Annotated in this window: 30 protein-coding genes and 1 pseudogene; 20 read left to right on the plus strand and 11 right to left on the minus strand. The window is 53.3% G+C overall.

Features of this window, described 5'->3' with window-relative positions; genetic code table 11:
- Nucleotides 1-562: 562 nt before the first annotated feature.
- The 3 genes and pseudogenes from blaOXA to H7K56_RS02610 all read left to right on the plus strand — a co-directional run bounded on the left by blaOXA (nucleotide 563) and on the right by H7K56_RS02610 (nucleotide 2,332).
- Nucleotides 563-1,366: a class D beta-lactamase gene (gene blaOXA, locus H7K56_RS02605; protein ID WP_150361702.1), complete on the plus strand. Its 804-nt coding sequence runs from the start codon at nucleotides 563-565 to the stop codon at nucleotides 1,364-1,366.
- 211 nt (nucleotides 1,367-1,577) lie between these two features.
- Nucleotides 1,578-1,676 (plus strand): annotated as a pseudogene (locus H7K56_RS23275) (glutathione transferase GstA); the annotation flags it as partial.
- Nucleotides 1,677-1,852: 176 nt separating this feature from the next.
- Nucleotides 1,853-2,332: a glutathione peroxidase gene (locus tag H7K56_RS02610; RefSeq protein ID WP_150361715.1), complete on the plus strand. Its 480-nt coding sequence runs from the start codon at nucleotides 1,853-1,855 to the stop codon at nucleotides 2,330-2,332.
- Between the two features lie 74 nt (nucleotides 2,333-2,406).
- Here H7K56_RS02610 and H7K56_RS02615 read toward each other — a convergent pair whose 3' ends face one another.
- Nucleotides 2,407-2,733, minus strand: coding sequence for a winged helix-turn-helix transcriptional regulator (locus H7K56_RS02615; RefSeq protein ID WP_150361716.1), 327 nt, complete (start codon nucleotides 2,731-2,733; stop codon nucleotides 2,407-2,409).
- 205 nt (nucleotides 2,734-2,938) lie between these two features.
- Between H7K56_RS02615 and H7K56_RS02620 the strand changes: the two genes are divergently transcribed.
- The gene (locus H7K56_RS02620; protein WP_058757650.1) at nucleotides 2,939-3,718 is read left to right on the plus strand and encodes an SDR family oxidoreductase; all 780 of its coding nucleotides are present in this window, start codon (nucleotides 2,939-2,941) and stop codon (nucleotides 3,716-3,718) included.
- Between the two features lie 265 nt (nucleotides 3,719-3,983).
- Here the strand turns inward: H7K56_RS02620 and H7K56_RS02625 are convergent, their stop codons facing one another.
- Nucleotides 3,984-4,586 (minus strand): helix-turn-helix domain-containing protein, encoded by a 603-nt coding sequence (locus tag H7K56_RS02625; protein WP_059010376.1) that lies wholly within the window; start codon nucleotides 4,584-4,586, stop codon nucleotides 3,984-3,986.
- 43 nt (nucleotides 4,587-4,629) lie between these two features.
- Here H7K56_RS02625 and H7K56_RS02630 point away from each other — a divergent pair, with 43 nt between their 5' ends.
- The gene (locus H7K56_RS02630; RefSeq protein ID WP_150361717.1) at nucleotides 4,630-5,316 is read left to right on the plus strand and encodes a B3/B4 domain-containing protein; all 687 of its coding nucleotides are present in this window, start codon (nucleotides 4,630-4,632) and stop codon (nucleotides 5,314-5,316) included.
- 29 nt (nucleotides 5,317-5,345) lie between these two features.
- Nucleotides 5,346-6,239 carry a dihydrodipicolinate synthase family protein gene (locus tag H7K56_RS02635; RefSeq protein WP_150361703.1) on the plus strand — a complete coding sequence of 298 codons (894 nt, stop codon included), beginning with the start codon at nucleotides 5,346-5,348 and terminating at the stop codon, nucleotides 6,237-6,239.
- Between the two features lie 198 nt (nucleotides 6,240-6,437).
- On the opposite strand, the gene H7K56_RS02640 is transcribed toward H7K56_RS02635, so the two are convergent.
- On the minus strand, nucleotides 6,438-7,331 hold the full coding sequence (locus tag H7K56_RS02640) for a LysR family transcriptional regulator (protein WP_150361718.1): 894 nt from the start codon (nucleotides 7,329-7,331) through the stop codon (nucleotides 6,438-6,440).
- 161 nt (nucleotides 7,332-7,492) lie between these two features.
- Between H7K56_RS02640 and attM the strand changes: the two genes are divergently transcribed.
- The gene (attM, locus tag H7K56_RS02645) at nucleotides 7,493-8,284 is read left to right on the plus strand and encodes an AttM family quorum-quenching N-acyl homoserine lactonase (protein WP_150361704.1); all 792 of its coding nucleotides are present in this window, start codon (nucleotides 7,493-7,495) and stop codon (nucleotides 8,282-8,284) included.
- A 128-nt stretch (nucleotides 8,285-8,412) separates the two neighbouring features.
- Here attM and H7K56_RS02650 read toward each other — a convergent pair whose 3' ends face one another.
- Nucleotides 8,413-9,774 carry an esterase-like activity of phytase family protein gene (locus H7K56_RS02650; protein WP_150361705.1) on the minus strand — a complete coding sequence of 454 codons (1,362 nt, stop codon included), beginning with the start codon at nucleotides 9,772-9,774 and terminating at the stop codon, nucleotides 8,413-8,415.
- Nucleotides 9,775-10,061: 287 nt separating this feature from the next.
- Here H7K56_RS02650 and H7K56_RS02655 point away from each other — a divergent pair, with 287 nt between their 5' ends.
- The 6 genes from H7K56_RS02655 to H7K56_RS23280 all read left to right on the plus strand — a co-directional run bounded on the left by H7K56_RS02655 (nucleotide 10,062) and on the right by H7K56_RS23280 (nucleotide 13,197).
- Nucleotides 10,062-10,643, plus strand: coding sequence for a response regulator transcription factor (locus H7K56_RS02655; RefSeq protein WP_150361706.1), 582 nt, complete (start codon nucleotides 10,062-10,064; stop codon nucleotides 10,641-10,643).
- 228 nt (nucleotides 10,644-10,871) lie between these two features.
- Complete coding sequence (locus H7K56_RS02660) at nucleotides 10,872-11,384, plus strand: GNAT family N-acetyltransferase (protein ID WP_021506315.1); 513 nt, start codon at nucleotides 10,872-10,874, stop codon at nucleotides 11,382-11,384.
- 276 nt (nucleotides 11,385-11,660) lie between these two features.
- On the plus strand, nucleotides 11,661-11,828 hold the full coding sequence (locus tag H7K56_RS02665) for a con-10 family general stress protein (RefSeq protein WP_021506316.1): 168 nt from the start codon (nucleotides 11,661-11,663) through the stop codon (nucleotides 11,826-11,828).
- A 185-nt stretch (nucleotides 11,829-12,013) separates the two neighbouring features.
- Nucleotides 12,014-12,211, plus strand: a complete 198-nt coding sequence (locus tag H7K56_RS02670) for a hypothetical protein (protein ID WP_031279223.1) — start codon at nucleotides 12,014-12,016, stop codon at nucleotides 12,209-12,211.
- The gene (locus tag H7K56_RS02675; protein WP_150361707.1) at nucleotides 12,211-12,996 is read left to right on the plus strand and encodes a hypothetical protein; all 786 of its coding nucleotides are present in this window, start codon (nucleotides 12,211-12,213) and stop codon (nucleotides 12,994-12,996) included. Before H7K56_RS02670 ends, H7K56_RS02675 begins: the two co-directional genes overlap by 1 nt.
- A gap of 78 nt (nucleotides 12,997-13,074) precedes the next feature.
- Nucleotides 13,075-13,197, plus strand: coding sequence for a hypothetical protein (locus H7K56_RS23280; RefSeq protein ID WP_255412066.1), 123 nt, complete (start codon nucleotides 13,075-13,077; stop codon nucleotides 13,195-13,197).
- A gap of 47 nt (nucleotides 13,198-13,244) precedes the next feature.
- Here the strand turns inward: H7K56_RS23280 and H7K56_RS02680 are convergent, their stop codons facing one another.
- Nucleotides 13,245-15,596 carry a phosphoketolase family protein gene (locus H7K56_RS02680; protein WP_150361708.1) on the minus strand — a complete coding sequence of 784 codons (2,352 nt, stop codon included), beginning with the start codon at nucleotides 15,594-15,596 and terminating at the stop codon, nucleotides 13,245-13,247.
- A 281-nt stretch (nucleotides 15,597-15,877) separates the two neighbouring features.
- Here H7K56_RS02680 and H7K56_RS02685 point away from each other — a divergent pair, with 281 nt between their 5' ends.
- Nucleotides 15,878-16,177 (plus strand): hypothetical protein, encoded by a 300-nt coding sequence (locus H7K56_RS02685; protein ID WP_021506321.1) that lies wholly within the window; start codon nucleotides 15,878-15,880, stop codon nucleotides 16,175-16,177.
- A gap of 193 nt (nucleotides 16,178-16,370) precedes the next feature.
- Complete coding sequence (locus H7K56_RS02690) at nucleotides 16,371-16,571, plus strand: hypothetical protein (protein ID WP_058769662.1); 201 nt, start codon at nucleotides 16,371-16,373, stop codon at nucleotides 16,569-16,571.
- A 31-nt stretch (nucleotides 16,572-16,602) separates the two neighbouring features.
- Here H7K56_RS02690 and H7K56_RS02695 read toward each other — a convergent pair whose 3' ends face one another.
- The 6 genes from H7K56_RS02695 to H7K56_RS02720 all read right to left on the minus strand — a co-directional run bounded on the left by H7K56_RS02695 (nucleotide 16,603) and on the right by H7K56_RS02720 (nucleotide 19,539).
- A complete protein-coding gene (locus H7K56_RS02695) occupies nucleotides 16,603-16,869 on the minus strand; it encodes a biofilm development regulator YmgB/AriR family protein (RefSeq protein ID WP_021506323.1) in 267 nt (88 codons plus the stop codon).
- A 53-nt stretch (nucleotides 16,870-16,922) separates the two neighbouring features.
- On the minus strand, nucleotides 16,923-17,213 hold the full coding sequence (locus tag H7K56_RS02700) for a hypothetical protein (RefSeq protein WP_059010363.1): 291 nt from the start codon (nucleotides 17,211-17,213) through the stop codon (nucleotides 16,923-16,925).
- 164 nt (nucleotides 17,214-17,377) lie between these two features.
- Entirely contained in the window at nucleotides 17,378-17,623 is a 246-nt protein-coding gene (gene ycgZ, locus H7K56_RS02705) for a regulatory protein YcgZ (RefSeq protein WP_021506325.1), read from the minus strand.
- Between the two features lie 473 nt (nucleotides 17,624-18,096).
- Entirely contained in the window at nucleotides 18,097-18,282 is a 186-nt protein-coding gene (locus H7K56_RS02710) for a con-10 family general stress protein (RefSeq protein WP_071813571.1), read from the minus strand.
- A gap of 276 nt (nucleotides 18,283-18,558) precedes the next feature.
- The gene (locus H7K56_RS02715) at nucleotides 18,559-19,020 is read right to left on the minus strand and encodes a DUF421 domain-containing protein (protein ID WP_021506327.1); all 462 of its coding nucleotides are present in this window, start codon (nucleotides 19,018-19,020) and stop codon (nucleotides 18,559-18,561) included.
- Nucleotides 19,021-19,032: 12 nt separating this feature from the next.
- Nucleotides 19,033-19,539 carry a hypothetical protein gene (locus H7K56_RS02720; protein WP_021506328.1) on the minus strand — a complete coding sequence of 169 codons (507 nt, stop codon included), beginning with the start codon at nucleotides 19,537-19,539 and terminating at the stop codon, nucleotides 19,033-19,035.
- Between the two features lie 232 nt (nucleotides 19,540-19,771).
- On the opposite strand from H7K56_RS02720, the gene H7K56_RS02725 reads away from it, so the two are divergent.
- The 5 genes from H7K56_RS02725 (at nucleotide 19,772) to H7K56_RS02745 (ending at nucleotide 22,828) form a co-directional block, all read left to right on the plus strand.
- Complete coding sequence (locus H7K56_RS02725) at nucleotides 19,772-20,263, plus strand: nicotinamide-nucleotide amidohydrolase family protein (protein WP_058769659.1); 492 nt, start codon at nucleotides 19,772-19,774, stop codon at nucleotides 20,261-20,263.
- A gap of 317 nt (nucleotides 20,264-20,580) precedes the next feature.
- Nucleotides 20,581-20,748 (plus strand): con-10 family general stress protein, encoded by a 168-nt coding sequence (locus H7K56_RS02730; protein ID WP_021506330.1) that lies wholly within the window; start codon nucleotides 20,581-20,583, stop codon nucleotides 20,746-20,748.
- A gap of 157 nt (nucleotides 20,749-20,905) precedes the next feature.
- Nucleotides 20,906-21,379, plus strand: a complete 474-nt coding sequence (locus tag H7K56_RS02735) for a YciE/YciF ferroxidase family protein (protein WP_021506331.1) — start codon at nucleotides 20,906-20,908, stop codon at nucleotides 21,377-21,379.
- Between the two features lie 27 nt (nucleotides 21,380-21,406).
- The gene (locus H7K56_RS02740; protein WP_021506332.1) at nucleotides 21,407-21,922 is read left to right on the plus strand and encodes a ferritin-like domain-containing protein; all 516 of its coding nucleotides are present in this window, start codon (nucleotides 21,407-21,409) and stop codon (nucleotides 21,920-21,922) included.
- 36 nt (nucleotides 21,923-21,958) lie between these two features.
- Nucleotides 21,959-22,828, plus strand: coding sequence for a manganese catalase family protein (locus H7K56_RS02745; RefSeq protein ID WP_021506333.1), 870 nt, complete (start codon nucleotides 21,959-21,961; stop codon nucleotides 22,826-22,828).
- Nucleotides 22,829-22,980: the final 152 nt, after the last annotated feature.

Genomic DNA, 22,980 nt, shown 5'->3' on the forward strand with positions numbered 1-22,980 from the left:
CACCAGCACGCTGATCAATAACCAGCAGCCCGCGCAAAATGCGCCCGCCGCCACCCAGGTTAACGCCCGGGTATTTAAATGACAGATATCGCGTTGCCAACGTTTAACCGGCTGCATAACCACTCCTGAAAATTTATTCTCATTATGCCTGGCAGAGGATTGCCGTGAACTGGGGATAAGCTTGTCACGTATTAATATCCCTGACCATCGGATGTGCTTACCGGTTATGTAGGCGCAGGACTACAATCCATTAATTACCGCTTATATCACCGTCGAGACGAAAAATGCCGCAGGTGTGCAGATCGCAATAGCGTCGTTTTCGCGCCGTTTGTCATCCGGAAATACGGTTTCATATCGTTTAGTTTTCCTAAAAAACAGGCGCAGATTAAATCGTTTTTATTTACCCCCGCTCAGGGTTATTAATAAGCACACCGGACGCGATAATTTGCAGATGATAAAGGGATGTGGCGTGACCAGTCTCTTTATGCACGGCCTGACCGCGCTCAGTGCCCTTTCTCAGGGTGTAAATTACGTTAGCATTTAACTTTGGATTCAATCATCAATGAAAACCCGTCTGGCCGTTATGGCCTCTGTTGCTGCGATATTATTTTCACAGCAGACATTAGCCAAAAATCTGTGCACCCTGATTGTTGACGCTGAATCAGGCAAAGTCCTGCTGGAGAGTGGCAACGACTGCAGTAGAGAAGTCACACCCGCATCCACCTTTAAAATAGCCATCAGCCTGATGGGATTTGATGCCGGCGTGCTGAAAAATGAAAAGGAACCCGCCTGGGATTACCAACAAGGATACCCGGACTGGGGCGGTAAAAACTGGATGAATAAAATCGATCCTACGGCGTGGCTAAAATATTCGGTCTTCTGGTATTCGCAGCAGGTTGTAAAAAAAATCGGACAGCATCGCTTTGAAGACTATGTAAAGGCGTTTGCTTATGGAAACGAAGATGTTTCCGCCGTTGACGTCAGCGCCCCCGGTCAGAATGGGGTGTGGGTTATGTCATCCCTGCAGATCTCACCGGTTCAGCAGATTGGCTTTTTAAGGAAAGTCGTTAACCGTGAGCTGCACGTAAACAAGCATGCCTATGACATGACAGATAATATTACCCGCTACGACGTCAGCGTTAAGGGCTGGACGGTGCACGGCAAAACAGGAACCGGCTCACCGGGGAAAAATAATCAATACGATCCGCACCATGCCTATGGCTGGTATGTCGGCTGGGCGACCAAAGGCAGGAAAAAAATTGTTTTTGCCAAACTGATTCAGGATGAACAGGTGTTAACGCCGAATGCTGGCCTGAGAGCACGTGACGAAGTGTTGAAGCAGATGTCGGCGGTCATTGCGCCATGATGGCATAACACACGGATGCCACGGATTTTTATTAACCTCCCGGTTTTCATGCGGCTGACAGATTGCGGCGAGGCCCTTCATTATGAAACTGACGGTTAGCCAGCCGATGAAGTGACCTCCGGACCGCCGCTTATCTTTCTTTACGCAGCGTCGTCAGCAGTGACTGCGCAGCAACAGAAGACTGACCGGATGGCGAACACACCAGACCAAACTGACGCTGAATCGCTGGCCTGCGCTACTGGCGTATATGGCACGGATCAATGCGCGCCCTGCTGTGCAGGCGGCACTGATGGCAGAGGCGTCTGAGTGAGACTGGCAGACAGAGTTTTGTGCCAGCGACCAGGCTCTGTCTGCAAGGTTAGATGTCAGTGTTATTGTGACCACGGCGCGCAGAAAGTTATGCTGTGCGCGCCAGGCTATGAAGCCCGCTATTGGGCCCGCGTGGCAACATCAACATCGAACCTGTGCTGTTTTGAGGACACTGACATGCCCCCTTCTTTTTATCAGTTTTCGGCCACCAGCCTGACCGGTCAACCTATCTCTATGGCCGACTACGCTGGCAAGGTGGTTCTGGTGGTGAATACCGCCAGTCATTGCGGCTTTACGCCCCAGTACGCCGGCCTTGAAGCGCTCTATCAGAAATATGCCGCACAGGGTCTGGTGGTGCTTGGCTATCCCTGCAATCAATTCGGTAAGCAGGAACCGGGAAACGCTGATGACATCTCACAAACCTGTCATGTTAATTACGGGGTGAGCTTCCCGATGTTCGGCAAAGTCGAGGTTAACGGCAGCGCAGCGCACCCGCTATTTCGCTATCTGAAAGCGGAACTCCCCGGCGTGCTGGGCGGACGGATTAAGTGGAATTTCACCAAGTTTCTCATCGGACGCGACGGCCAGCCGCTGAAACGCTTTGCACCGATCACGTCCCCGGAAAAAATGGAAGCCGCGATAATCGCTGCACTTTAAGGTGGAGCGTTGCCGGATTCGCAGCATTAATTTTAGAGCACGGCGGAAATTGATAGCATCCGGCGGGAGGCTGGTTAAGTCGGGCGCCTTTCCGCCCATTTCAGCATGGCATCAAGAGCAGGACAAAGTGCCTGTCCCCATTCAGTGAGTCGATATTCCACTTTCGGTGGCACCTGAGGATACACCATCCGCGACACTATACCGTCGGCTTCCAGCTGTCTCAGTTGTTGCGCCAGCATCTTCTGCGAAATACCGGGAATTAATTTTTCAAAATCTGAATAGCGCTGTACTTTGCCGTCGAACAGATGAAAAAGGATGATTAATTTCCAGCGCCCTTCCAGCAGTTGAATAACCTGCGCCACTCCGCTTGCGGCTGATTCCGGACTGTATAACTTACTCATCATTCAGTAACTCACTTTTTTGTGCGTACTTGTCAATTTAACAGTCTATGTGGAATATGACCGTACTGTAAACAAAGGGAGTACAGGTCTATGCCATTTACATTACTGCTCGCTATTTATGACGACTTCGCGCTCAGCAAGGGTGGCGATATTGCCAGCATTACTGATTATTGTACTGCCACATCAACAGACCGGAGATTCTCCAATGCCATGTGATCTCGATTTCCACGGTAAACGCATATTGGTCACTGCGGGTACCAAAGGTGTGGGTAAAGCGGTAGTTGGGCTATTCAAACAGCTGGGTGCAACAGTATTAACAACCGCACGCCACGCATCTGCAGAATGTAGAGCAGACGCTTTCGTAACGGCAGACCTGACCACGGTTAAAGGGTGTAACTCAGTCGCGGAAGCCGTTCAGACACATCTGGGAGGCGTCGACATCATTGTTCATGTGGCTGGCGGTTCTACTGCACCCGGTGGTGGCTTTGCAGCATTGGGTGAAGAGGAGTGGCAACAGGAGCTCAATCTTAATCTGTTGCCCGCGGTACGTTTAGATCGTGCGCTGTTGCCTGCCATGCTGCAGCAGGGGGGCGGAGTGATCATCCATGTCACTTCTATCCAGCGAGAACTGCCCTTACCAGAATCAACCACGGGTTATGCAGCAGCGAAAGCGGCGCTGTCAGCCTACAGTAAAAGCCTGTCGAAAGAGGTTGCGTCGCAGGGGGTTCGGGTGGTTCGCGTGGCACCCGGCTGGATCGAAACCGAAGCTTCCGTGGCCATGGCGGAACGGCTGGCGCAGCAGGCAGGAACAGATTACGAAGGCGGTAAGCAGATCATCATGAAGGCACTTGGCGGTATTCCGCTGGGACGCCCTTCTCAACCCATTGAGGTAGCAAATCTCATTGTCTTCCTCGCATCATCTTATGCTGCCGCGATCACCGGTACTGAATTTGTCATCGATGGCGGCACTATTCCAACGGTGTAGTCAGATATCCTCATCGATCCATTCTGGTAGCGATCCGGATATTTTATACACCTTAATAAGGCGCCAGCGGCTATTAGATCAAGCCATGTGCGATATCGACCTGGCCGCTATGTGATATTCCCCGGCTCTTTGTCGCTAATATCCGCTCCTCGCTCATGGCGAATACACAGTCCGCCTGGTGGCAGAAACGGACATGAATAGCGAAAACCAAGGATGATTATTTGCGCACAAATCAGGGCTTCTTTGGCCGTCCATTGAAAAACGTTTATGACGCTTTTTCATTTACCGTCATGATAAAGTTCAGCGTGTTTTCTCCCTGGTTTGCATAGAAGTGTGGAACATCGGTTTTGGCTGTAACGGAAAATCCCGCCGTTACCTGAAATACACTCTCTTTCACGCCAAGCGTGAGGGTTCCGGATTTTACGTGCAGTAGCTCCAGCGTGCCTGAGGTATGCCCGGGTGATTCAAACTTTTCGCCTGGCCGCATTTCCCACAGCCACAGCTCAAGCATATCGGGTCCACCTGAGCCGGCCAGCAGCCTGGCGCTTCCCCCTTTGTCTCCTGTCCAGAGTTCGGGGATGTCCGTATCAGCGATGATGTGCACATCTGGCCTGGCGCTGACATCAACAAAATCCGCCACGGACACGCCCATGGCAGCAGCAAGCCGGCATAACAGCGCAATGCTGGGATTAGCCTTGCACCCTTCTATCTCAACCAGCATCCCCTTACTGACACTGGCTTTGCGGGATAACTCATCGAGAGAAATTTTTCTTTGTTTACGAAACTGCTTAATCCGCAGGGATACGGCTTCATTAACCGTGTTGACATCTGCGCCGGCGAAGGTCACTAAATTGACTTTTTTGGTCATTGGTCGCTATTATGAAATAAAATGGTCATTACAGGATTATCGCGTGTTAATCGTATCTGCGTCAATTTCCCCTGAAGTCTATCAAATCGCCCCCGGTTTTCGGGCGCTCAGCATCAGTGTACAGGCAGCGCCTGTCGTGGATCCGCACGTCGGGGTAACGGCACTGAAGGCGGCCTGTGAAGCGGTGCTGTCAGATTCCCCCGCCTGGGCTGAATCCCATCTGGCCGCATGGGCAGGTGTGTTTCAGAAGTTTGGTGCCAAACCAAAACGCACGCCCTGTTCTGCTGATGCGCTACGCAAACGCGTGCTTCGCGATGGCACCCTGCCCGCGCTCGATCCGGTCGTTGATCTTTATAACGCTGTCAGTCTGCGTTATGCCGTGCCCGTAGGGGGAGAAAATATTGCCGCGTACCGGGGTGCACCTCGCCTGACGGTGGCAACAGGCACGGAACCCTTTGATACCATGAAAGAAGGGGTTATGGCGGTGGAATATCCTGCGCCTGGCGAAGTCGTCTGGTGTGATGATGCCGGCGTAACCTGCCGTCGCTGGAACTGGCGGCAGGGAATCAGGACTCGCTTAAGCGTTGAAGCGCAACACATGTGGTTTATTCTGGAAAGTCTGCCGCAGATGCCGCCCGATCAGCTGCATGAAGCCGGAAAGATGCTGACCGACGGCCTTGAAGAAATGATGCCCGGACGGCAGTGTAACGTCACCCTCATCGGCGAGTAACACCTTTAACTCAGTTCTGGAGACTCTGCATGTTCACCGGCTTGTCTGCTTTCCCGTTAACGCCTGTCACCGCGCGTGGTGTCGATGAACAGGGATTCACGAAGATCCTGGCTCGCCTGACGGCAGCCCGTGTCGATTCTTTGGGGGTTCTGGGTTCAACCGGCAGCTATGCTTACCTGAGCAGGGAACAGCGCAAACGCAGCGCAACGCTGGCCCGTCAGGTTGCCGGGGAGATTCCCGTGATGGTTTGCGTGGGTGCTATCAGTACCGATGCCGTACTGCATCTGGCTGAAGATGCGCAGTCCGCAGGCGCTGCTGCGCTGCTGCTGCCGGCGATGAGTTACCAGCCGCTGCGTAATGAAGAGGTGTATGCCCTCTTTGAGACGGTTACCCGACATGCTTCAGTACCGGTTTGTGTTTATGACAACCCCGGCACCACGCATTTCCGCTTTACCGACGAACTGCTCGGGCAGCTGTCGTCACTGAAAGGGATTCGCTCAATTAAAATTCCGGGAGTACCGGATACCCCCATCGCTGCAGCTGAACGCGTCGCTGCATTACGACAACATCTTCGTCCTGGCGTGACCCTGGGTATTAGTGGTGACGCCAGTGCCGGGCTGGGGCTGAATGCCGGTTGTGAAGTCTGGTATTCCGTTTGTGGCGGTATCTTCCCGGAAACCGCCAAACAAATTACGCAGGCCGCAGCCATTAACGACGCTGAACACGTTACTGCCCTAACTCACCGCCTGAAACCTTTATGGGATTTGTTCCGTAAGCATGGCGGAAGTATCCGCGTGATTGCAGCGGCAGCAGGCATACTGGGGCTGACCGATGCCGACTGTCTGCCCCGTCCCCTGTTACCCTTATCGGCCGCAGAGGTGGCAGAAGTAGCAGCAGTGATAGCCGCTCTGGACCTGAAGTAACGCTCCGGCGGAATCGGTCCTGCGCCGGGCAGTTGAATATCTGGCAGGACCATAACCTTAATTATGGTCTTTGATCATTAACGCCGCTGGCCGGGTGGGTTTACTCACCCGTGCAACGCGTGAGGTTGTTATGACTGCTTCCCGCTCAAAGCGGAACCTTATCCTGCCAGCATATCTGCTTTGTGCCAGGCGCAGACGTTATTCATATTCCATCATTTCAGACAGAGAAGTTTTTAGATAACGCTCCAGCAGACCTGCACAAATTCGCGTTTCATATGACATCATGCCAGCCGGTGGATGGAGCAACCAGGCGTTAAAAGGCGGGATCGGATAGTGACTTAAAATGGGGATGAGCGAACCCTGTGCAATTTCATTTCTGCATACCGGAAATTGCAAAACACCAATGGCATGTCCTGCTAATAAATAGGAGAGTACACTTCTCCAGTGCGTGGACTGAAATTTAACGTTGACGGGAACATTAACGAGTTGGGCTTCAGAGGTGAGCATTGGAATGCGATTACTGGCAAATACACCAGAAACAGCAGCAAATGGATAATCAGCCAGCGCATCCGGAGAGCGTGGATAACCGATTTTAGCCAGCAAAGATGGAGAGGCCAGCAACACTCTGTGCACGCTACCAAGTGGACGTGCGACAAAAAATCCTTCTGAGATCTCTCCCAGCCTCAGGGATATATCCACCCCCTCAGTGACGGGATCGATGATACGGTCGTTAAAAATGACATCGATCTGCAGCTCCGGATGTTTGATCTGAAGCTGTAACAACGCAGGCATCAGCAAGCTTTCTCCGGCAGAAGAAGGCGCCGCGATACGGATTTTGCCTTGCAAAGCCTGATTTTCTTCATTCACAGAAAGAGCGTGCTCTGCCGCCTGAATCGCTGTTTTACTTCGCTCATAAAACACATTACCGCTATGTGTCAGAGACATATTCCGCGTGTTGCGCCTTAGTAAACGCGTACCAAGATGTGCTTCCAGTTTTTCAATTCTTTCACTGACGGCAGGCTGGCCAATGCCGAGATCGCGGGCTGCAGCCGACATGCTGCCCCGCTCAACCACCCTGATGAATATGCGCATTGCAGAGAAGAGATCCATGTAGCGATTATATTGGTTTTGCCGATAAATGTAATTCGATACAGGTATCTACTGCTCTTCTACGAGATGATGAAAACTCATCGTTCAGGTAAGGATTCAGCAAATGTTGATCTATAAAATTGATTTTTAAATGGAATACAACCATGTCAGATATCAAACTTTTCATGTTCCAGTCAGGAACGCAGCAATGTAAATATCAGCATATTCGGATGAATCAGGGCGCAGGCGAACGTTATGAAATTCCGGTTCCCTGGTTTCTGCTGACCCATCCGGAGGGTTTTACCCTGATTGACGGTGGTCTGGCTGTAGCAGGATTGAAAAACCCTGCTGCCTATTGGGGAAAGGGTATAGAGCAGTTTAAACCGGTGATGTCAGAAGAACAGGGCTGTCTGGAACAGCTTAAAAGGCTTGGCATCGCTCCAGAGAAGATCCGCTATGTGGTGCTGTCCCATTTGCACGCTGATCACACTGGCGCAATCGGTCACTTCCCCCATGCCACTCATGTGGTTCAGAAGCGAGAGTTTGAATATGCCTTAGCTCCTGACTGGTTTACATCGGACGCCTATTGCCGACACGATTACGATCGTCCTGAACTCAACTGGCTTTTTCTCAACGGATTGCCTGAAGATAACTATGACCTTTACGGTGATGGCACGATAAAGTGTGTTTTCACGCCAGGGCATTCCCCGGGGCATCAATCTTTTCTTATCAGCTTACCCAGCGGTAAACATTTTATGCTGGCGATTGATGCGGCTTATACCTTAGATCATTACCATGAGAGGGCGCTCCCTGGACTGATGACGTCAGCCACGGATGTCGCTCAGTCCGTCCGAAAACTGCGTCAGCTAACCGAACGATTTAACGCGACATTAATACCCGGTCATGACCCTGAAGAGTGGGGAAAAATCAGGCTTGCTCCAGCCTGGTACAGTTGAATTATTGCTCACTCATTCTTTTACATATTAAACCCGGGTCCGCGATGCCCCCCCGATGAAGCAACGGGGTCATTCAGCCTTTAGCATTTTCGTGCTGGCACCGGTGTTCAGCGCCAGCACGGCAGCCTCTAGGATTTCACCGGTTCCGCCAGCGTTATGATAAACAACTCACTGTCCGAGCTGGCTTTATCCAGCGGTTTCACGCTGATGGTGGTGGCAACCGGCTTACCATCTACCGTCAGCCTGCCCTGGTCGTTGACCCGATAATCCTTGCGCTTCTTACCTTCCACCGGATTTTGCAGCACCATTTTCACGCCGAAGTCATTGTCATTGATGACCGCCAGCGTGTTGCTGTCGATCAGCGCCAGCCCTTCGGCCTTCTCCTGCTGCCAGCCGAGTTGACGCAGATCCACCACCCGCGTTTTCGTTGCCAGCACGATGCCGCGCTGCGCCAGCGTTTTTGCGTCGTCAAACTCTGGGTAGTCACCGGCCTTATCGAATGTGGCCAGATCGGTGGCCTGACTGAGATCCACCTTATAGATAAGGTTACGCATCGCGTCGTCTTTGTCACTGCCCTGCTCAATCAGCAGGATGTGCTGATTATCGATCGCCACGATATCGCCAATTTTCGCGTCGCTGTTTTTACTGTACGCCTCGCTGTCGATAGGGTAACCATACATCGCGGTTTTACCGGTGGCCGGATCGAAGCTCACCAGGCGGGTAAAGCGTGCCTGCTTTTTACTTTTCCCGTTGATATCCAGCGTACTCTGCACCGCGGCGATGATGCGTCCATCCGGCATGCGCGTGATCCCTTCAAAGCCACGATTTGGCTGGCGCCATTTAAGAACGTTCGGCAGACCACCCGCGATCGATTTTTCCCCTTCCATGGCCTGCGGCCCGTGAATCGCCAGGATCCTGCCCTGCTTATCAACGTTAATCAGGAACGGACCATACTCATCGCACAGCCAGTATCCGCCCTTCCCGTCCAGCGTAATGCCTTCCGTATCCAGACCCCGGTTATCGCCCTGCAGCACGTGCAACTTATCGCTTAGCGCGATTTCATTGGTTGACCCGATGACGCCATTCTGCAGCGGCAAGCCGTTAATATTGCCCTTTGCGTCGTGCAGCGGTCGGGCGTCCGTCGCCTGCGCTTTGCCGTTCTTCACCTGGATATTCATCAGCAGCGGCGCGAAGTCCGGCGTGACGAAAATTTTCGACTCCTGTTTACCCATGTCAGGCGAGTCGGCATTCGGTCCGCGATCGGTGACGGTCACAAAGTTGAGCGTATCTCCCTGCCTGCCGGTAAACAGCAAACCGGAACCGATGCCTACCGGCAAACCCTCCGGAAACGCGCTGGCGAACGCACCGCTGTAGCTGACGCGCGTCCTCTCAGGAAAAGTGACGCTATAGTGTTCGGTTGGCGGCTGCGCCGCCAGCGTGGATAACGAGAGGGTACAACCGAGAATCAGGGGAAGCGTTTTTCTTTTCATATTATTCATGTCCATACAGAGGAGCTGACACCCTAAAGACTAAAAATGACAGGAAAATGAAATGGCAGAGCAACAGTGGCGGCTGACCTCATCCCGGGCAATCTCCCCGGTTCGCAACCGCAGCGGTTTTGCTTCATTCATCAGGAACCGGCTTTCCTGTTGTCCTCCTGCAGCTCAGCCCTGCCAGACATTTCTCAGCCTTTTCCTACAACCTGACGCAGGCCGTCTGATATCGGCTCAGCGCGGTTTCCGTTCAAATGGGTTAACCGCGAGCACAGGAGGAAACAATGCTGAACATCTTCACTATGGATAGCGACCGCTGGATTACGGAAGGTCTGCGCCTCTATTTTTCCGGGCAGATGATAAGCTGCCTGACGCTCACCTCGCCGGATGACCCGATCCCCACCGGACGCGGGCGTAACGTGGTAATCAGCGAGCTGCATTTTGCCAATAAAAACCTGGAAGAGACGCTGCGTAGCCTGCTGCTGATGCAGCTCAAAACACCGGGCGTCGAGCTGGTGATTCTCACCGACATCAGCGATGAAGCCGTGCTGAATTACGTCGCCCGCTACCTGAAGAAAGCGCTGATCCTGAGTAAAAAATGCCCGCTGGCGACGCTGGTCAGTGCGGTGCTGACGCCGGAAAACGTTGCCACCGTCGCCGCACCGCACGGCAACGCCGATGTGCTGACCGAGCGCGAGTTCACGCTGCTGCGCTGGCTGGCGGGTCCGCGCCGCATGACTGAGATCGGGCATGCGCTGCACCTCAGCAATAAGACCATCAGCCACTACAAGAACACCATCTCACGCAAGCTGGGGTGTAAAAACCACATGGATTTTTACCATCGCCTCACCAGCTACGGCTTTTAATTCGCGCCTCCCGCCTCAATTCAGGATGTTCAGCCCGCTGGACATCCTGCGCCTGCCTCCTTTCCTGTTAAAAAATCAAGACATTCAGCCAACTTCCTTACCGCAAAAGGGATGACACCCGGTTTGATTCGCGCATAATGACGGGTCACCTGTACGGGCAGGATGCCCGCTGACACCCCCACTCTGCCGTAACGCAGGATAAAACATAAAAACTGAAGGAAGACTGGCATGGAATTCACCATACGCAACGCGCAGCCTGATGATGCCGAACTGCTGCATCAGCTGGGGCGCATGACCTACAGCGCCCACTTCAAACATATGTGGGTCTCCGAAGCCGAGCTGGATGAATTCATCGACAAAGAGTACGGCCTGGCCGAACTGCGCAGCAGCCTGGTAGCCCCCAACGAAAGCTGGCTGATTGCCGAAACCAACAAACCCATCGGCTTTGCCAAAGTGACCTGGAATACGCCGGTACCGGACTCCGGCATGAGCGGTGCCCAGCTGAATAAGCTCTACCTCAATCCGCAGGAAACCGGTAAAAACTATGGCCGGCGCATGTTCGAAAGCATTATCCACGCCGCGCGCGATAAGCAGGAAGGCTATCTGTGGCTGGAAGTGATGGGCGAGAACGTGCGCGCACGCAAATTTTATGAAGCCTTTGGCATGCAGCACATCAAAGACATTCCTTTTATTACTGCTTCGCAGCAGAGCATCCTGCAGATTTTAGGCATGGTTATTTAGCGTGGCTCACGGCGCCGGGTCAGCTGTCTGGCCCGGCCGGTTGGGTGCACTGGAGTGTTTCATTTTATTACTTCACCGCCGCAAAAGTTTTAAATAAGCGCAGCGACAGCGCAGAACTATTGTTATTTCAACAAACTAAGATAAAAAATAAAAACGCCCTTTTTTATGCGCCGTCACGCTTGCAGAAATAGCACCAGCGATTAGTATTAAATACGCAACACGCACATGACATCGCAACAACGTCATGTTATTTATTACTCATGAAGAGGATATATTATGACTCAGCATCGAGGCGGTTCAGGTAATTTCGCAGAAGATAAACAGAAAGCATCAGAAGCCGGTAAAAAAGGCGGACAGCACAGCGGCGGCAACTTTAAAAACGACCGCGAAAAAGCGTCCGAAGCCGGTAAAAAAGGCGGTCAGAGCAGCAATCGCGGCTCGTGATTAGCCGGCCAGCACAGGATGAGGCGGCCATGGCGCAGGGAGCGCGCCGTTACCCCCGGATTATTATCTTACCCTGCGCTGACTTTCCTCACGTTTAACAGATAACTCTGAAACCGCCTGAATCTGGCAGAAAACGTTATATGATCAATTAACTATTTATTGCCTTACAGGAACAGCCTGACGTGATATTGCGCTATTTTACCTCTCTTTTTTCCAGTCCGGAATCATTACTGCAGGTGATGAGCCGCCAGGATATTCGTGAATCCATTCAGGAAGGTGACCGGATTATTATTGACGAAGACGGTAACGCTTCGGTTAATCCTCTTAGTCCACAGGTACAGCAGGACTTCGCCGATCATATTAAGCGCTTAAAGGATATCTGATGGGAACCGCGATATTTATGGTGCTGATGGTCTGCGGCTACTGGTACACCAGTCGTGATATGTCCAGCCGCCTGAAAATAAAACGATCCTTTGGCTGGGACGTCTATTTTCTCATTGCGCTGTACGGCTGCATTTTTGTCGTTCAGGGCGTGGTCGCCACCGGCATGGTCTGGCTGCTGCTGCTGGCGGCCTCGGCCATCAATAACAGCCTGGCGCTGTCTGCCGATCTCCATGCGCGCTGGCACGTCGATTTCATGACATGGAGTTTTCTCGGCATTCAGGCACCGGTGGTGATCATGCTGGCGTTTGCCGTGCTGTTTTGTGTGTATCGTTCCAATTCCGGCAGCGCGCGGCTGACCGCCGGCAGTCGCAAAGAGCTGTATCAGCGCCTGTCCCGCTCTAACGGTATTGAACAATTGCTGCTGCACTGCATGGAAGAAGGCGAACTGGCATGGGTCACGCTGAAATCGCGCCGTATCTACATCGGCATGATTCACGCTGCCACCTTTGAATATCCCAGCACCGCCAATATCGTGCTGATTCCGATGCTCAGCGGCTACCGCGATTCGCGCACGCTGAATCTGGCGATTGAGCATAACTACAGTCGCTGGTATCACCAGCACGAGATTAGCTTTGTCTCCAAACCCAAAAGCGCGCTGGAGTTCCGTAAGGTGCTGATGGTCGACCAGATTGAAAGCCTGTCGCTGTTCGATCCGGCCAGCGCCAGCGCACTGGCTATGGGGAAACCTCAGCACACAGAGAAGCGGCAGAATGTTCCGGGCTGAGCCGCGCAGCCACCCTTTACATCCGCGCAGCTGGCAACGGTGGCGCGGGTTCACATGGTAACCGTTAAGGAGTATATAATGACCGATCGTCCCGTTCACGGCGACCAGCCGGATTACGATCCGCGTAAAAACAGCCCCGACCAGAAGCCGAAAGATGACGAAACCAGCGCGCCTGAATCCGGGGATAAACAGGCCGAATAAACCATAAACCGCCTTTTCAGGCGGTTTTTTTTGCGCCCGGGTCGGGTTTAGCCCGGCCACAGCCAGTTACGTACTTCCGGCAGGTCTTCACCGTATTCGCGCACATAGCGATGGTGCTCCGCGATGCGCTGCTGCAGGTCGTCGAGCAATTCAGGATGGCGATCGGCCAGGCCCGGCACATGCAAAATCGCCGCCTGCGCCAGATGATAGCGGTCCAGCTCGTTGAGCACCGTCATATCAAACGGCGTGGTGGTGGTGCCCTCTTCGTTGAAGCCGTGCACGTGGAAATTGGCGTGATTGCTGCGCTGATAGGTCAGACGATGAATCAGGCTGGGATAGCCATGAAAGGCGAAAATTACCGGTTTGTCGCGGGTAAACAGCGCATCGAAATCCTCTTCCGACTTGCCGTGCGGGTGCTGCTGCTGCGTCTGCAGCGCCAGCAGATCCACCACGTTGACCACGCGAATGCGCAGCGTGGGCAGGTAGTTTCGCAGCAAATCCACCGCCGCCAGCGTCTCCATGGTGGGCACATCGCCAGCACAGGCCATCACCACGTCCGGCTCGCCGTCATCGCTCGCCCAGCGCCATTCGCCCATACCCGCCTCGCAGTGGGCAATGGCGCTGTCGATGTCCAGCCACTGCGGTGACGGCTGCTTGCCAGCGACAATCACGTTGATGCGATCCCAGGTGCGCAGACAGTGATCGCCCACCCACAGCAGGGTGTTCGCGTCTGGCGGCAGATAAATGCGCACGATATCCGCCTTTTTGTTCGCCACGTGATCGATAAAACCGGGATCCTGATGGCTGTAACCGTTGTGATCCTGGCGCCAGACATGTGAAGACAACAGATAGTTGAGCGAGGAGATCGGCTGACGCCAGCCCAGCTTGCGCGTCACCTTCAGCCATTTGGCGTGCTGATTGAACATCGAATCGATGATATGAATAAAGGCTTCATAGCAGTTAAACAGCCCGTGTCGTCCGGTGAGCAGATAGCCCTCCAGCCAGCCCTGACACTGATGCTCGCTGAGAATTTCCATCACCCGACCGTCACGCGCCAGCTGCTCATCATACGGTTCGATGTCTGCCATCCAGCTGCGGCTGGTGACGTCAAAGACCGGCGTCAGGCGATTCGAGGCGGTCTCATCTGGCCCGAACAGACGGAAGTTATCGGCGTTGCGCTGAAAAATCGCGCTGAGGTAGTGGCCGAACTGCTTAGTGGCTTCGCCGCGCTGGCTGCCCGGCGCGCCGGTGTCGAGCGCAAACTCGCGGATGTCAGGCGTGTTGAGCGTGCGGCGCAGCCGTCCGCCGTTGGCATAGGGTGAGGCGCTCATGCGTTTATCCCCCTGCGGCGCCAGCGCACGCAGTTCCGGCCTGAGTTTACCCGCCTCGTCAAACAGATCTTCCGGCTGATAGCTGCGCAACCACTGCTCTAACAGCTGACGATGCGATGCATCTTCGCGACACGCCGCCACCGGCACCTGGTGCGCGCGCCAGAAATCCTCCACCTTTTTACCGTCCACTTCTTTTGGACCGGTCCAGCCCTTTGGGCTGCGCAGCACAATCATCGGCCAGCGCGGAATTGTCTGCTGCGCCTGGCCGCTGCGCGCCTGCTGCTGGTACGCAGCAATCTTATCGAACGCATTATCCAGCGCTGCCGCCATCTGCTGGTGCATGTCGGCCGGCTCGTGCCCGCAGACAAACAGCGGCTCATAACCGTAACCGCTGAACAGCTGCTGCAGATCGTCATCACTGCTGCGCCCCAGCAGCGTCGGGTTAGCAATTTTGTAGCCGTTCAGATGCAGAATGGGTAGCACTGCACCATCACGCTGCGGATTGAGGAATTTGATGCCGTGCCAGCTGGCGGCAAGCGGCCCGGTTTCGGCTTCGCCGTCACCAATCACGCAGGGTACGATCAGCTGCGGATGATCGAAAACCGCGCCAAACGCATGCGACAGCGAATAGCCCAGCTCGCCGCCTTCATTAATCGAGCCCGGCGTTTCTGGTGCCGCATGGCTGGGAATACCTCCGGGAAACGAAAACTGCTTAAACAGGCGCTGCATACCGGCGGCATCTTCACTGACGTGCGGATAGATTTCGCTGTAGCTGCCTTCGAGCCAGCTGTTCGCCACCATCCCCGGCCCGCCGTGCCCCGGGCCGCAGACGTACAGCAGATCCACCTCGCGCTGGCGGATGATGCGGTTGAGGTGCGCATAGATAAAGTTCAGGCCGGGCGTCGTGCCCCAGTGGCCGAGCAGACGTGGCTTGATATGCCCGGGCTGCAGTGGTTCGCGTAACAGCGGATTGGCCATCAGGTAGATTTGCCCGACGGACAGATAATTGGCGGCGCGCCAGTAGCGATCGATCAGCGCCAGTTCATCGGCGGCACTCGGATTGGTCATGCCCTCTTCTCCTTTGGTTAGCCATCAGTTAACCCTAATAGAGGATAGGCGATGCTGCGAGCCAGACGGTATTTCTGCACTGTCGCTATTAGCCGCTGCGCTTATTCAATCTTTCACGAAAATATAAGCGCAGCGGTAAAAGCTGTACACGTTAATATTTTTTTCATTTTGTGCACTATTTAATGGGTCGTGACCCGCAAAACTGGCGCTTTTTCACTTTTGGTCTATTGTGCCTTTACAGGTAATACCAGTAGAAAATAGAAAAATAAAAGGATCCTAAAATGGACTATAAAATGTTCGCTAACCGACTGCAGCAGTGGCCGCAGTTACATTTTACGGCGATTGAACTGCAGCAACGCGAGATGGCCTGCGAGATCTACGCCACGGCGGCTGAGCACCAGACCATGAGCCAGCTGTTTATTTGTCGCGTCAGTGATGAAAAAAATGCGCAGGAATTAATCAGGCAGTATCGCAGCTGGCTGCATAAATTTAATCTCGGTCGCAGCAGGCGCGATAATTCCCGCCCGCCGCGCAGCGTGTCGGTGAATGTTCCGGGCGCAATAAGCGCAGCGCTAAAATAGAGTTATCGGCATGCTTAACCATTTTTTAGTTGCATGAATCTGCTACAGCAGCGTATTACTATTCGCGCAGCGTGATAACGCCTGGCAATCTGTCTGACGAATAACCTGGGCCATTTTCACTGACAGCAGAAAAAGGTGTTGAGTTGTTATCACCTGTGCAACACTGTACGGATATACAAGTCCCGGAGGTGACGTGAAACAAGTTAACCGTCCTGCACCGGATCTGTATGCGCTGATAGGCATCGCGGTGACGGAATTTATCAGGGAAGGTAGCGTATTCAGGATACATGACGTGACGCAGGTGCTGCATACGATGAAAGCAGAAGCGCGTGATGAGGATTTCCGGCATCGCTGCGATGCCGCAATAAGGCTACTGGCAGATCTTATGCACTGAACCGATCCCCGCCTGCGCGGGGACCACTACCTCAGGCGTCGTCTGGCGTATAACCCACCACAATTTCCAGCGTTCTGCGCAGCACACTTGCCTGCGCTTCGTCCTGTGTCGCTTCCAGCGCCATAATCAGACATAGAATGATGGATTTGTTACTGACGCGGCCTTCGCTGGCCAGCACGCTACGAATGACATCATTCAGTACCGCGGCCTCTTCACTCAATGCCACTCCGGCATCGCGAAAATGCGCCGCCAGTTCCGTGTCCGGCAGCGCAGAATAGAGAGAGTGATTCTCCGACATCGTTCTTTTCCCGTACTGTGAGCAATACAGTCAGATTATAATTTAACGGTCAGTCAGTGCTTGCGGCTGCCGCCACCCTGACCGTTGTGGCCAAACAGCGGATGCACATTATCGCGATCCGATTGTTCGCCACGCCGCTTTTGTCCAGCCGTCATGCTCGACCGGACTTCATCGATTGCAGTGCGAATCGCAGCCGCCTGCGCATCATCGCTGGCCTGCTGCTGCATAATGTGGAGCTCATCAAGCAACGCCTGGGTGGTGACCGGCCCGGAGCGCTGCAGCAGCGTTAACGCCGCTTCGCCGATGATCTCATCAATAAGAGTCTGGTGTTCTCTTCTGTTCATAACATAATAAATCTCTGCATGCTGCCTGCCCCGACCGGGAACGCGACAGAAAAACAGCGCCGCTATCCTGCGGCGCGATACAGCCCGTCACAAGTCATACATGCAGTGATACGTTATCAGAATGGCGTTTTCGTGTGTACAACCTGGACGCTTTCGCTTCGCTCTCAGCTCTCGCGTTCAAATAGCAGGCCAATCAGCTGGTGATAATGGTGCTCTTCTTCCGTGGTAGAAGCGAGCTCCAGACGACGCAGCAGCTTAGTACACAGCGATTTACGGTTCAGATTACGGCCTTCACGCAGGATTTCGACCACGACCTGGCCCAGCGTCTCCTGCTGCGAAGGCAGCGTGGCTTTGCTAAAATAGTTGGCAATCGCCTCGACTGAGTTCGGAGTGTATCCGTTCTGGCGCATAAGTGACTCCCGTTAACATTAAATTGTCAGAAAAATGTTCTGGCTAAGTTGTACAAGTTTTTCAAAATCTGTACAAGAGGATAAACAAGAGAATGGGGTTTTTTTGTTGCAAAAAGTGCTACCGAAAAGTTATTAACCCATGCATAAATTGAAATTTTTTAACATCGCCAACGCCCGATCAGGTCCACATTAATAATGAGTCGATAACGTATCGCTTCGTTATCAGTGCCACCTAATCTGCCTGTTACTTATTTCCTCTCGCGCTAACAATCGTTATTGGTGGTTGCAGCCGCTGCGCTTATCAGATATTACCGCACGTCATTTTTTCGTTCCCTGCAGCACGGCAGCTGGTGATATAAAATGCGTGCGGCGCAATGGACCACTCCCTGAATTGCGCCGCTGCGTTACCGATTAAGCCGCCTCAGGGTAGCTTAACTGATTACGCTGACTGCATTTATATTAAAGAAGGCGGTTTAAGCTTCCGCCGCTGCGGTTTTGCCGCGACGACTTACTTTTCCACCGCGTCTGCCCGCTTCTACTGCCCTTTCAGGACAGTTTTTAAAATTCCCGCTGCTGACGCTGCCGCCTTTTTTACCCGCTTCGCGAGCACGCTCGGTATTTTCTGCAAAATTACCTGCACCACCACGTCGTTGTGTCATATGTCACCCCATTGATAAAAATAATTAAGTAGTTAAACGACAGAATATCTCCACACAGGAACAATATGGATGGGATTGGAGATAAAACAACATTTAATATGCATATTTGCGCTGACAAAAAGCCATGCGCAAATGGTTATTTTCACCGCTGCGCTTATAGCGGGTTGCTTGTAAAGATTTTTTTTTCAAACTTGTACAAAATAATTTTAGTGGTATAAAATCAATTAATTAACAAAAGTGTGATCTTTATCACAAACAAGTATTGAGAGATTGTTGCTATTTTTCAGTTTTATCTGAATTTTCCGGGATGATGGAAATATGACCGCTCACTTCCAGCACCGCGTATTTAATTTGATCGATGCGTTCCAGCCCCTGACCTGAACGCGCGGCCTCGAGGATATCTTCCCGACTGATGCCCGACATTTTTAGCCGCTGCGTTAATATCCGGCCATGCTCCACCAAAATCAGCGGTCCTCCCTCCGCCATTTGTTCGAATAGCGGAAAGCGCGCTTTGAGTTTGCCCAGCACAATATCAATAGTGATTAAGGTGATGATGGTGAGGCTGGCACCGGTAACGGAAAAGTCATCACCCAGCAATGCCTGCTGTGTGGCTTCGCTAATAATCAGCAGCAGAATCAAATCGAATGAGGTCATTTGCAGCAGTGTGCGTCGACCGGCAATTTTAAATACCACCATTAACAACAGATAAATGGCGGCTGCGCGTAATACCGTTTCCATAACGCTCTCCTTTTATGGGTAAATCCACTGCGATACCTTTACCGGTACCTGATGATTGACGTGCACGCTTAGCGCAACCCGTCCCGCCGCCTGCGGCTGAATCCCCAGCCAGATCACATGACCTTCTGCCGCCTCGCTGGCGTAAGTAAGCTGCAGCGTGTTATCCCGCGTGATGGCCTGCTGTGGCTGTGGCTGTAGCGTCTGGATCTGCAAATCGTCTAACGCGCCGCTGCCTAGCGTGACGGTGAAATGCTCGCCGCTCTGCGGTGCCACGCGAATCCGCAGGTTCATATTGCTGTCGATGCGACCAAAACGTTCATAGCGAATGCTGACGGAACCATCAGCCGACTGCGCCTGCCCGTCGCTTAATATGCCTTTGGAAAACAACCCGCAGGCACCCAGGATCACAATCACCATTAGCACGTATTCACCGATACGCTGTATAACGCTCTCCCTGCGTTGCCAGCGCATATCCTCCTGCACCGGATAATCACGGCTGGCTAACTCATCTTTCTTCATGGTGTTATTCCTCTTGCAGTTAATTAGCTGACATCATGTCGCTCCGGTTATTCCCTCTTCGTTCTGAATTTTAAGCTTAGCGGTAAACGCCGGGAGCTTCGGTAACAGTTTAATTCGGCTGAGCAGCGGTGCAGAAATTACTCCTATAATTCGGATGCACGCCGCTGGCAATGCATATGAGCAGCGGCAGAGACGGCGTTTATTAATTTCACTCTGACAAGGGATACAGAATATGGATGAAGAACTGGTTAATTTAGCGACCGAAGTGGGTAATAAATTACTGGCCGCCGGCCTGAGCGTCACCACCGCCGAATCCTGCACCTCTGGCTGGGTCGGTTCCGCGCTGGCGGCCGCCAGCGACAGTAGCCGCTTTTACAGCAGTGGCTTTATTACTTACACCAATCAGGCGAAGCAGCGCGTGCTGGGCGTCAGCGCAGAGACGCTGGCGCGTGATACCGCCGTCAGTGAAGCCGCGGTACGGGAGATGGCCTGCGGCGCGAAAAAGCTCTCCGGGGATACGCTGGCTATTGCCGTCAGTGGCTATGCCGGCCCGGACGGCGGTGAGGACGGCACGCCAGCCGGCACCGTGTGGTTTGCATGGTGTCTGGCAGATGGCAGCGTGCACACCAGCCGGCAGTGGTTTTCAGGTGAAGGTGAAGAAGTGGTGCGCAAAGCAACCCTTTTTAGTCTGGCGGAATTGAACCGTCTGCTCGACGCTATTTAGCGCCGCTTCGCCGTTCAATGATTAAACGTAAATAAATAAGCCGGGCGGATAAAATTCCCACCGGAGGAAAATGTGTTGAGCATAAATAATCATCAGGCGGGTTAAAAGCGAGACCGTAATATAGACCGGCTCGCTAAAAATAGCGTGGTTATTTTACACCACAATCTCCAGCCTTCTCATTAATATAGCGTTAGCGAGGCGTGAAAAATATAACCGTCGCGCTTGTCAGTGAGGCAGCCTGCATTAGTATTAAGTGTGCAAAACATGCATGGCGGCAGATGCGTCATGTTATTTATTACTCATCACGAGGTAATAGTATGACAGAGCATAGAGGCGGTTCAGGTAATTTCGCAGAAGACAAAGAGAAAGCATCTGAAGCGGGTAAAAAAGGCGGACAAAACAGCGGCGGTAATTTCAAAAACGACCGTGAGAAAGCGTCCGAAGCCGGCAAAAAAGGCGGACAGAATAGCCATCGCGATTCCTGATGCGCTGTAACGCAGAGTAAGGAATGTCTCGGAGCAGGGAATGCTCCGTCATCAACAGGATGACAGGGATTTATTGCTTCGTTTCATTCCCTCTCTTAATCGCGTTATCACTTAATGGCTTCAGCCTCCCGTTAATCACCGATTCGGAGAATATTCCATGAAAGTTAAATCGCTACTCGATCTTTTTATTCACGATCTTTCGGACGTTTACAGCGCGGAGAAACAGATCACCCGTGCGTTACCCAAACTGGTCCGGGCAGCCTCCGATGAAAGTTTAAAAAACGCTTTTCAGCAACATCTGGAAGAGACCCAGGGACAAATTGAGCGCCTCGATCAGGTCGTAGAGAGCCACGATGAGCTGCGTATCATGCGTATGAAGTGCCATGCGCTGGAAGGCCTGGTAGAAGAAGCGCAGGAGCTGATTGAATCCACCGAAGCCGGCCCGGTGCGCGATGCTGGCCTGATCGGCGCGGCGCAGAAGGTTGAGCACTATGAAATCGCCACCTACGGCACGCTGGTGGCCATGGCGAAAAAGCTGGAGCTCAACCAGGCCGCAGAGCTGCTGGCCGCCACATTAGCCGAAGAAAAATCCACCGATGAAAAACTCACGGATATCGCGGAAAAGCAGTAACGCGACTGCCGTACAACGGAGGTATATATGACGACCACATCCGCACTTTCGCATTATCACGACTGGCTGCGCGACGCTCATGCCATGGAAAAACAGGCCGAAACCATGCTCGAACAGATGGCAAAACGCCTGGAAAACTACCCGCAGCTGCGTGCACGTATTGAGCAGCACATCGAAGAAACCCGCCAGCAGCAGTCTTTGCTGGAATCCATTCTCGACCGTCACGGCATTTCCCACTCCAGCGTGAAAGACGTCATGGGGAAAATGGCCGCCATGGGCCAGGCCTTTGGCGGTACCTTCGCGGAAGACGAAGTGGTGAAAGGCGCTATCAGCGGCTACGTGTTCGAGAATGCCGAGATTGGCAGCTACACCAGCCTGATTAGCGCCGCCACGCGTGCCGGGGATCAGGAGAGCGTGGCCATTCTCAAACAGATCTGTGAACAGGAGATCGCGATGGCGGACTGGATGTTAACGCACATGCCTGAACTGACCGATCAGTTCCTGCTGCGCAGCGAAGACCCGGACGCGAAAGCGAAACGCTGATTTTCTCTTTTCGTAAGAGACTTTTTGAGGTGAGCTATGTTTCGACACGTTAAGAAACTGCAGTACACGGTGCGCGTCAGTGCGCCGAACCCGGGCCTGGCCAATCTGCTGTTAGAGCAGTTTGGCGGTCCGCAGGGCGAACTGGCTGCGGCCATGCGCTATTTTACCCAGGGCCTCGGCGATGAGGATTTAGGACGCCGCGACCTGCTGATGGATATCGCTACCGAGGAGCTCAGCCATCTTGAGATTATCGGCTCGCTGGTTGGCATGCTTAATAAAGGTGCCAAAGGCAAGCTGGCCGAAGGCACTGAAGAGGAAGGCGAACTGTATCGCTCAATCACGGGTGCCGGTAACGATAGCCATCTGACTTCGATTCTTTATGGCGGTGGTCCGCCGCTGACCAACTCCGGCGGCGTGCCGTGGACCGCGGCTTACGTGGATACCATCGGCGAAGTGACGGCGGATTTGCGTTCTAATATCGCCGCCGAAGCGCGCGCCAAAATCATCTATGAACGCCTGATCAACGTCACTGACGATGTTGGCGTAAAGGATGCGTTAGGCTTCCTGATGACGCGTGAAGCCGCGCACCAGCTTTCATTTGAGAAAGCGCTGTACTCCATTCGCGACAACTTCCCACCGGGCAAGCTGCCGCCAATTGAGCAGTATGCGCACAACTACTACAACATGTCGGAAGGTGATGACGTGCGTGGTAGCTGGAACTCCGATGACAACTTCGATTATGTGGCCGATCCGCAACCAGCGGTGGATGGCGGCGATGGTCTGCCTTCTGTGACACTGTCGCCGGATGAGCAGCGCGACATTGACGCACTGGCCGCACGCACCGCATCCGATCCGCTGATCGATCCGATCACCGGCGCGGAAGCGGGCAGCAAGAAGTCGCCCTGACGTTCAGTCAGACCAGGCAGTGACACGTTTTTTCTCGCGCAGTAACTGGCCCCTGGCCCACGGCGTTTCCCTGACGGGAACGCCGTTTTTTTCGTCCTGCTGTCTGTAACCACCCTGTTCTTTTCCCCACCAGCAACCTGGCCGGACAGATC

Origin of the sequence: Pantoea dispersa (assembly GCF_014155765.1) — a bacterium.
Classification (GTDB): domain Bacteria; phylum Pseudomonadota; class Gammaproteobacteria; order Enterobacterales; family Enterobacteriaceae; genus Pantoea; species Pantoea dispersa.

Excerpts from the sequence above, each read along its gene's own strand:
- H7K56_RS23280 (WP_255412066.1), top strand. The coding sequence starts at position 13,075 with ATGACCGATCGTCCCGTTCACGGCGACCAGCCGGATTACGATCCGCGT.
- H7K56_RS02740 (WP_021506332.1), top strand. The coding sequence starts at position 21,407 with ATGACGACCACATCCGCACTTTCGCATTATCACGACTGGCTGCGCGAC.
- H7K56_RS02700 (WP_059010363.1), bottom strand. The coding sequence starts at position 17,213 with ATGAACAGAAGAGAACACCAGACTCTTATTGATGAGATCATCGGCGAA.
- H7K56_RS02655 (WP_150361706.1), top strand. The coding sequence starts at position 10,062 with ATGCTGAACATCTTCACTATGGATAGCGACCGCTGGATTACGGAAGGT.
- ycgZ (WP_021506325.1), bottom strand. The coding sequence starts at position 17,623 with ATGCGCCAGAACGGATACACTCCGAACTCAGTCGAGGCGATTGCCAAC.
- H7K56_RS02730 (WP_021506330.1), top strand. The coding sequence starts at position 20,581 with ATGACAGAGCATAGAGGCGGTTCAGGTAATTTCGCAGAAGACAAAGAG.
- H7K56_RS02610 (WP_150361715.1), top strand. The coding sequence starts at position 1,853 with ATGCCCCCTTCTTTTTATCAGTTTTCGGCCACCAGCCTGACCGGTCAA.
- H7K56_RS02685 (WP_021506321.1), top strand. The coding sequence starts at position 15,878 with ATGGACTATAAAATGTTCGCTAACCGACTGCAGCAGTGGCCGCAGTTA.
- H7K56_RS02680 (WP_150361708.1), bottom strand. The coding sequence starts at position 15,596 with ATGACCAATCCGAGTGCCGCCGATGAACTGGCGCTGATCGATCGCTAC.
- H7K56_RS02625 (WP_059010376.1), bottom strand. The coding sequence starts at position 4,586 with ATGACCAAAAAAGTCAATTTAGTGACCTTCGCCGGCGCAGATGTCAAC.
- H7K56_RS02735 (WP_021506331.1), top strand. The coding sequence starts at position 20,906 with ATGAAAGTTAAATCGCTACTCGATCTTTTTATTCACGATCTTTCGGAC.
- H7K56_RS02660 (WP_021506315.1), top strand. The coding sequence starts at position 10,872 with ATGGAATTCACCATACGCAACGCGCAGCCTGATGATGCCGAACTGCTG.
- H7K56_RS02615 (WP_150361716.1), bottom strand. The coding sequence starts at position 2,733 with ATGAGTAAGTTATACAGTCCGGAATCAGCCGCAAGCGGAGTGGCGCAG.
- H7K56_RS02715 (WP_021506327.1), bottom strand. The coding sequence starts at position 19,020 with ATGGAAACGGTATTACGCGCAGCCGCCATTTATCTGTTGTTAATGGTG.
- attM (WP_150361704.1), top strand. The coding sequence starts at position 7,493 with ATGTCAGATATCAAACTTTTCATGTTCCAGTCAGGAACGCAGCAATGT.
- H7K56_RS02710 (WP_071813571.1), bottom strand. The coding sequence starts at position 18,282 with ATGACACAACGACGTGGTGGTGCAGGTAATTTTGCAGAAAATACCGAG.
- H7K56_RS02620 (WP_058757650.1), top strand. The coding sequence starts at position 2,939 with ATGCCATGTGATCTCGATTTCCACGGTAAACGCATATTGGTCACTGCG.
- H7K56_RS02640 (WP_150361718.1), bottom strand. The coding sequence starts at position 7,331 with ATGCGCATATTCATCAGGGTGGTTGAGCGGGGCAGCATGTCGGCTGCA.
- blaOXA (WP_150361702.1), top strand. The coding sequence starts at position 563 with ATGAAAACCCGTCTGGCCGTTATGGCCTCTGTTGCTGCGATATTATTT.
- H7K56_RS02720 (WP_021506328.1), bottom strand. The coding sequence starts at position 19,539 with ATGAAGAAAGATGAGTTAGCCAGCCGTGATTATCCGGTGCAGGAGGAT.
- H7K56_RS02745 (WP_021506333.1), top strand. The coding sequence starts at position 21,959 with ATGTTTCGACACGTTAAGAAACTGCAGTACACGGTGCGCGTCAGTGCG.
- H7K56_RS02635 (WP_150361703.1), top strand. The coding sequence starts at position 5,346 with ATGTTCACCGGCTTGTCTGCTTTCCCGTTAACGCCTGTCACCGCGCGT.
- H7K56_RS02665 (WP_021506316.1), top strand. The coding sequence starts at position 11,661 with ATGACTCAGCATCGAGGCGGTTCAGGTAATTTCGCAGAAGATAAACAG.
- H7K56_RS02725 (WP_058769659.1), top strand. The coding sequence starts at position 19,772 with ATGGATGAAGAACTGGTTAATTTAGCGACCGAAGTGGGTAATAAATTA.
- H7K56_RS02650 (WP_150361705.1), bottom strand. The coding sequence starts at position 9,774 with ATGAAAAGAAAAACGCTTCCCCTGATTCTCGGTTGTACCCTCTCGTTA.
- H7K56_RS02675 (WP_150361707.1), top strand. The coding sequence starts at position 12,211 with ATGGGAACCGCGATATTTATGGTGCTGATGGTCTGCGGCTACTGGTAC.
- H7K56_RS02695 (WP_021506323.1), bottom strand. The coding sequence starts at position 16,869 with ATGTCGGAGAATCACTCTCTCTATTCTGCGCTGCCGGACACGGAACTG.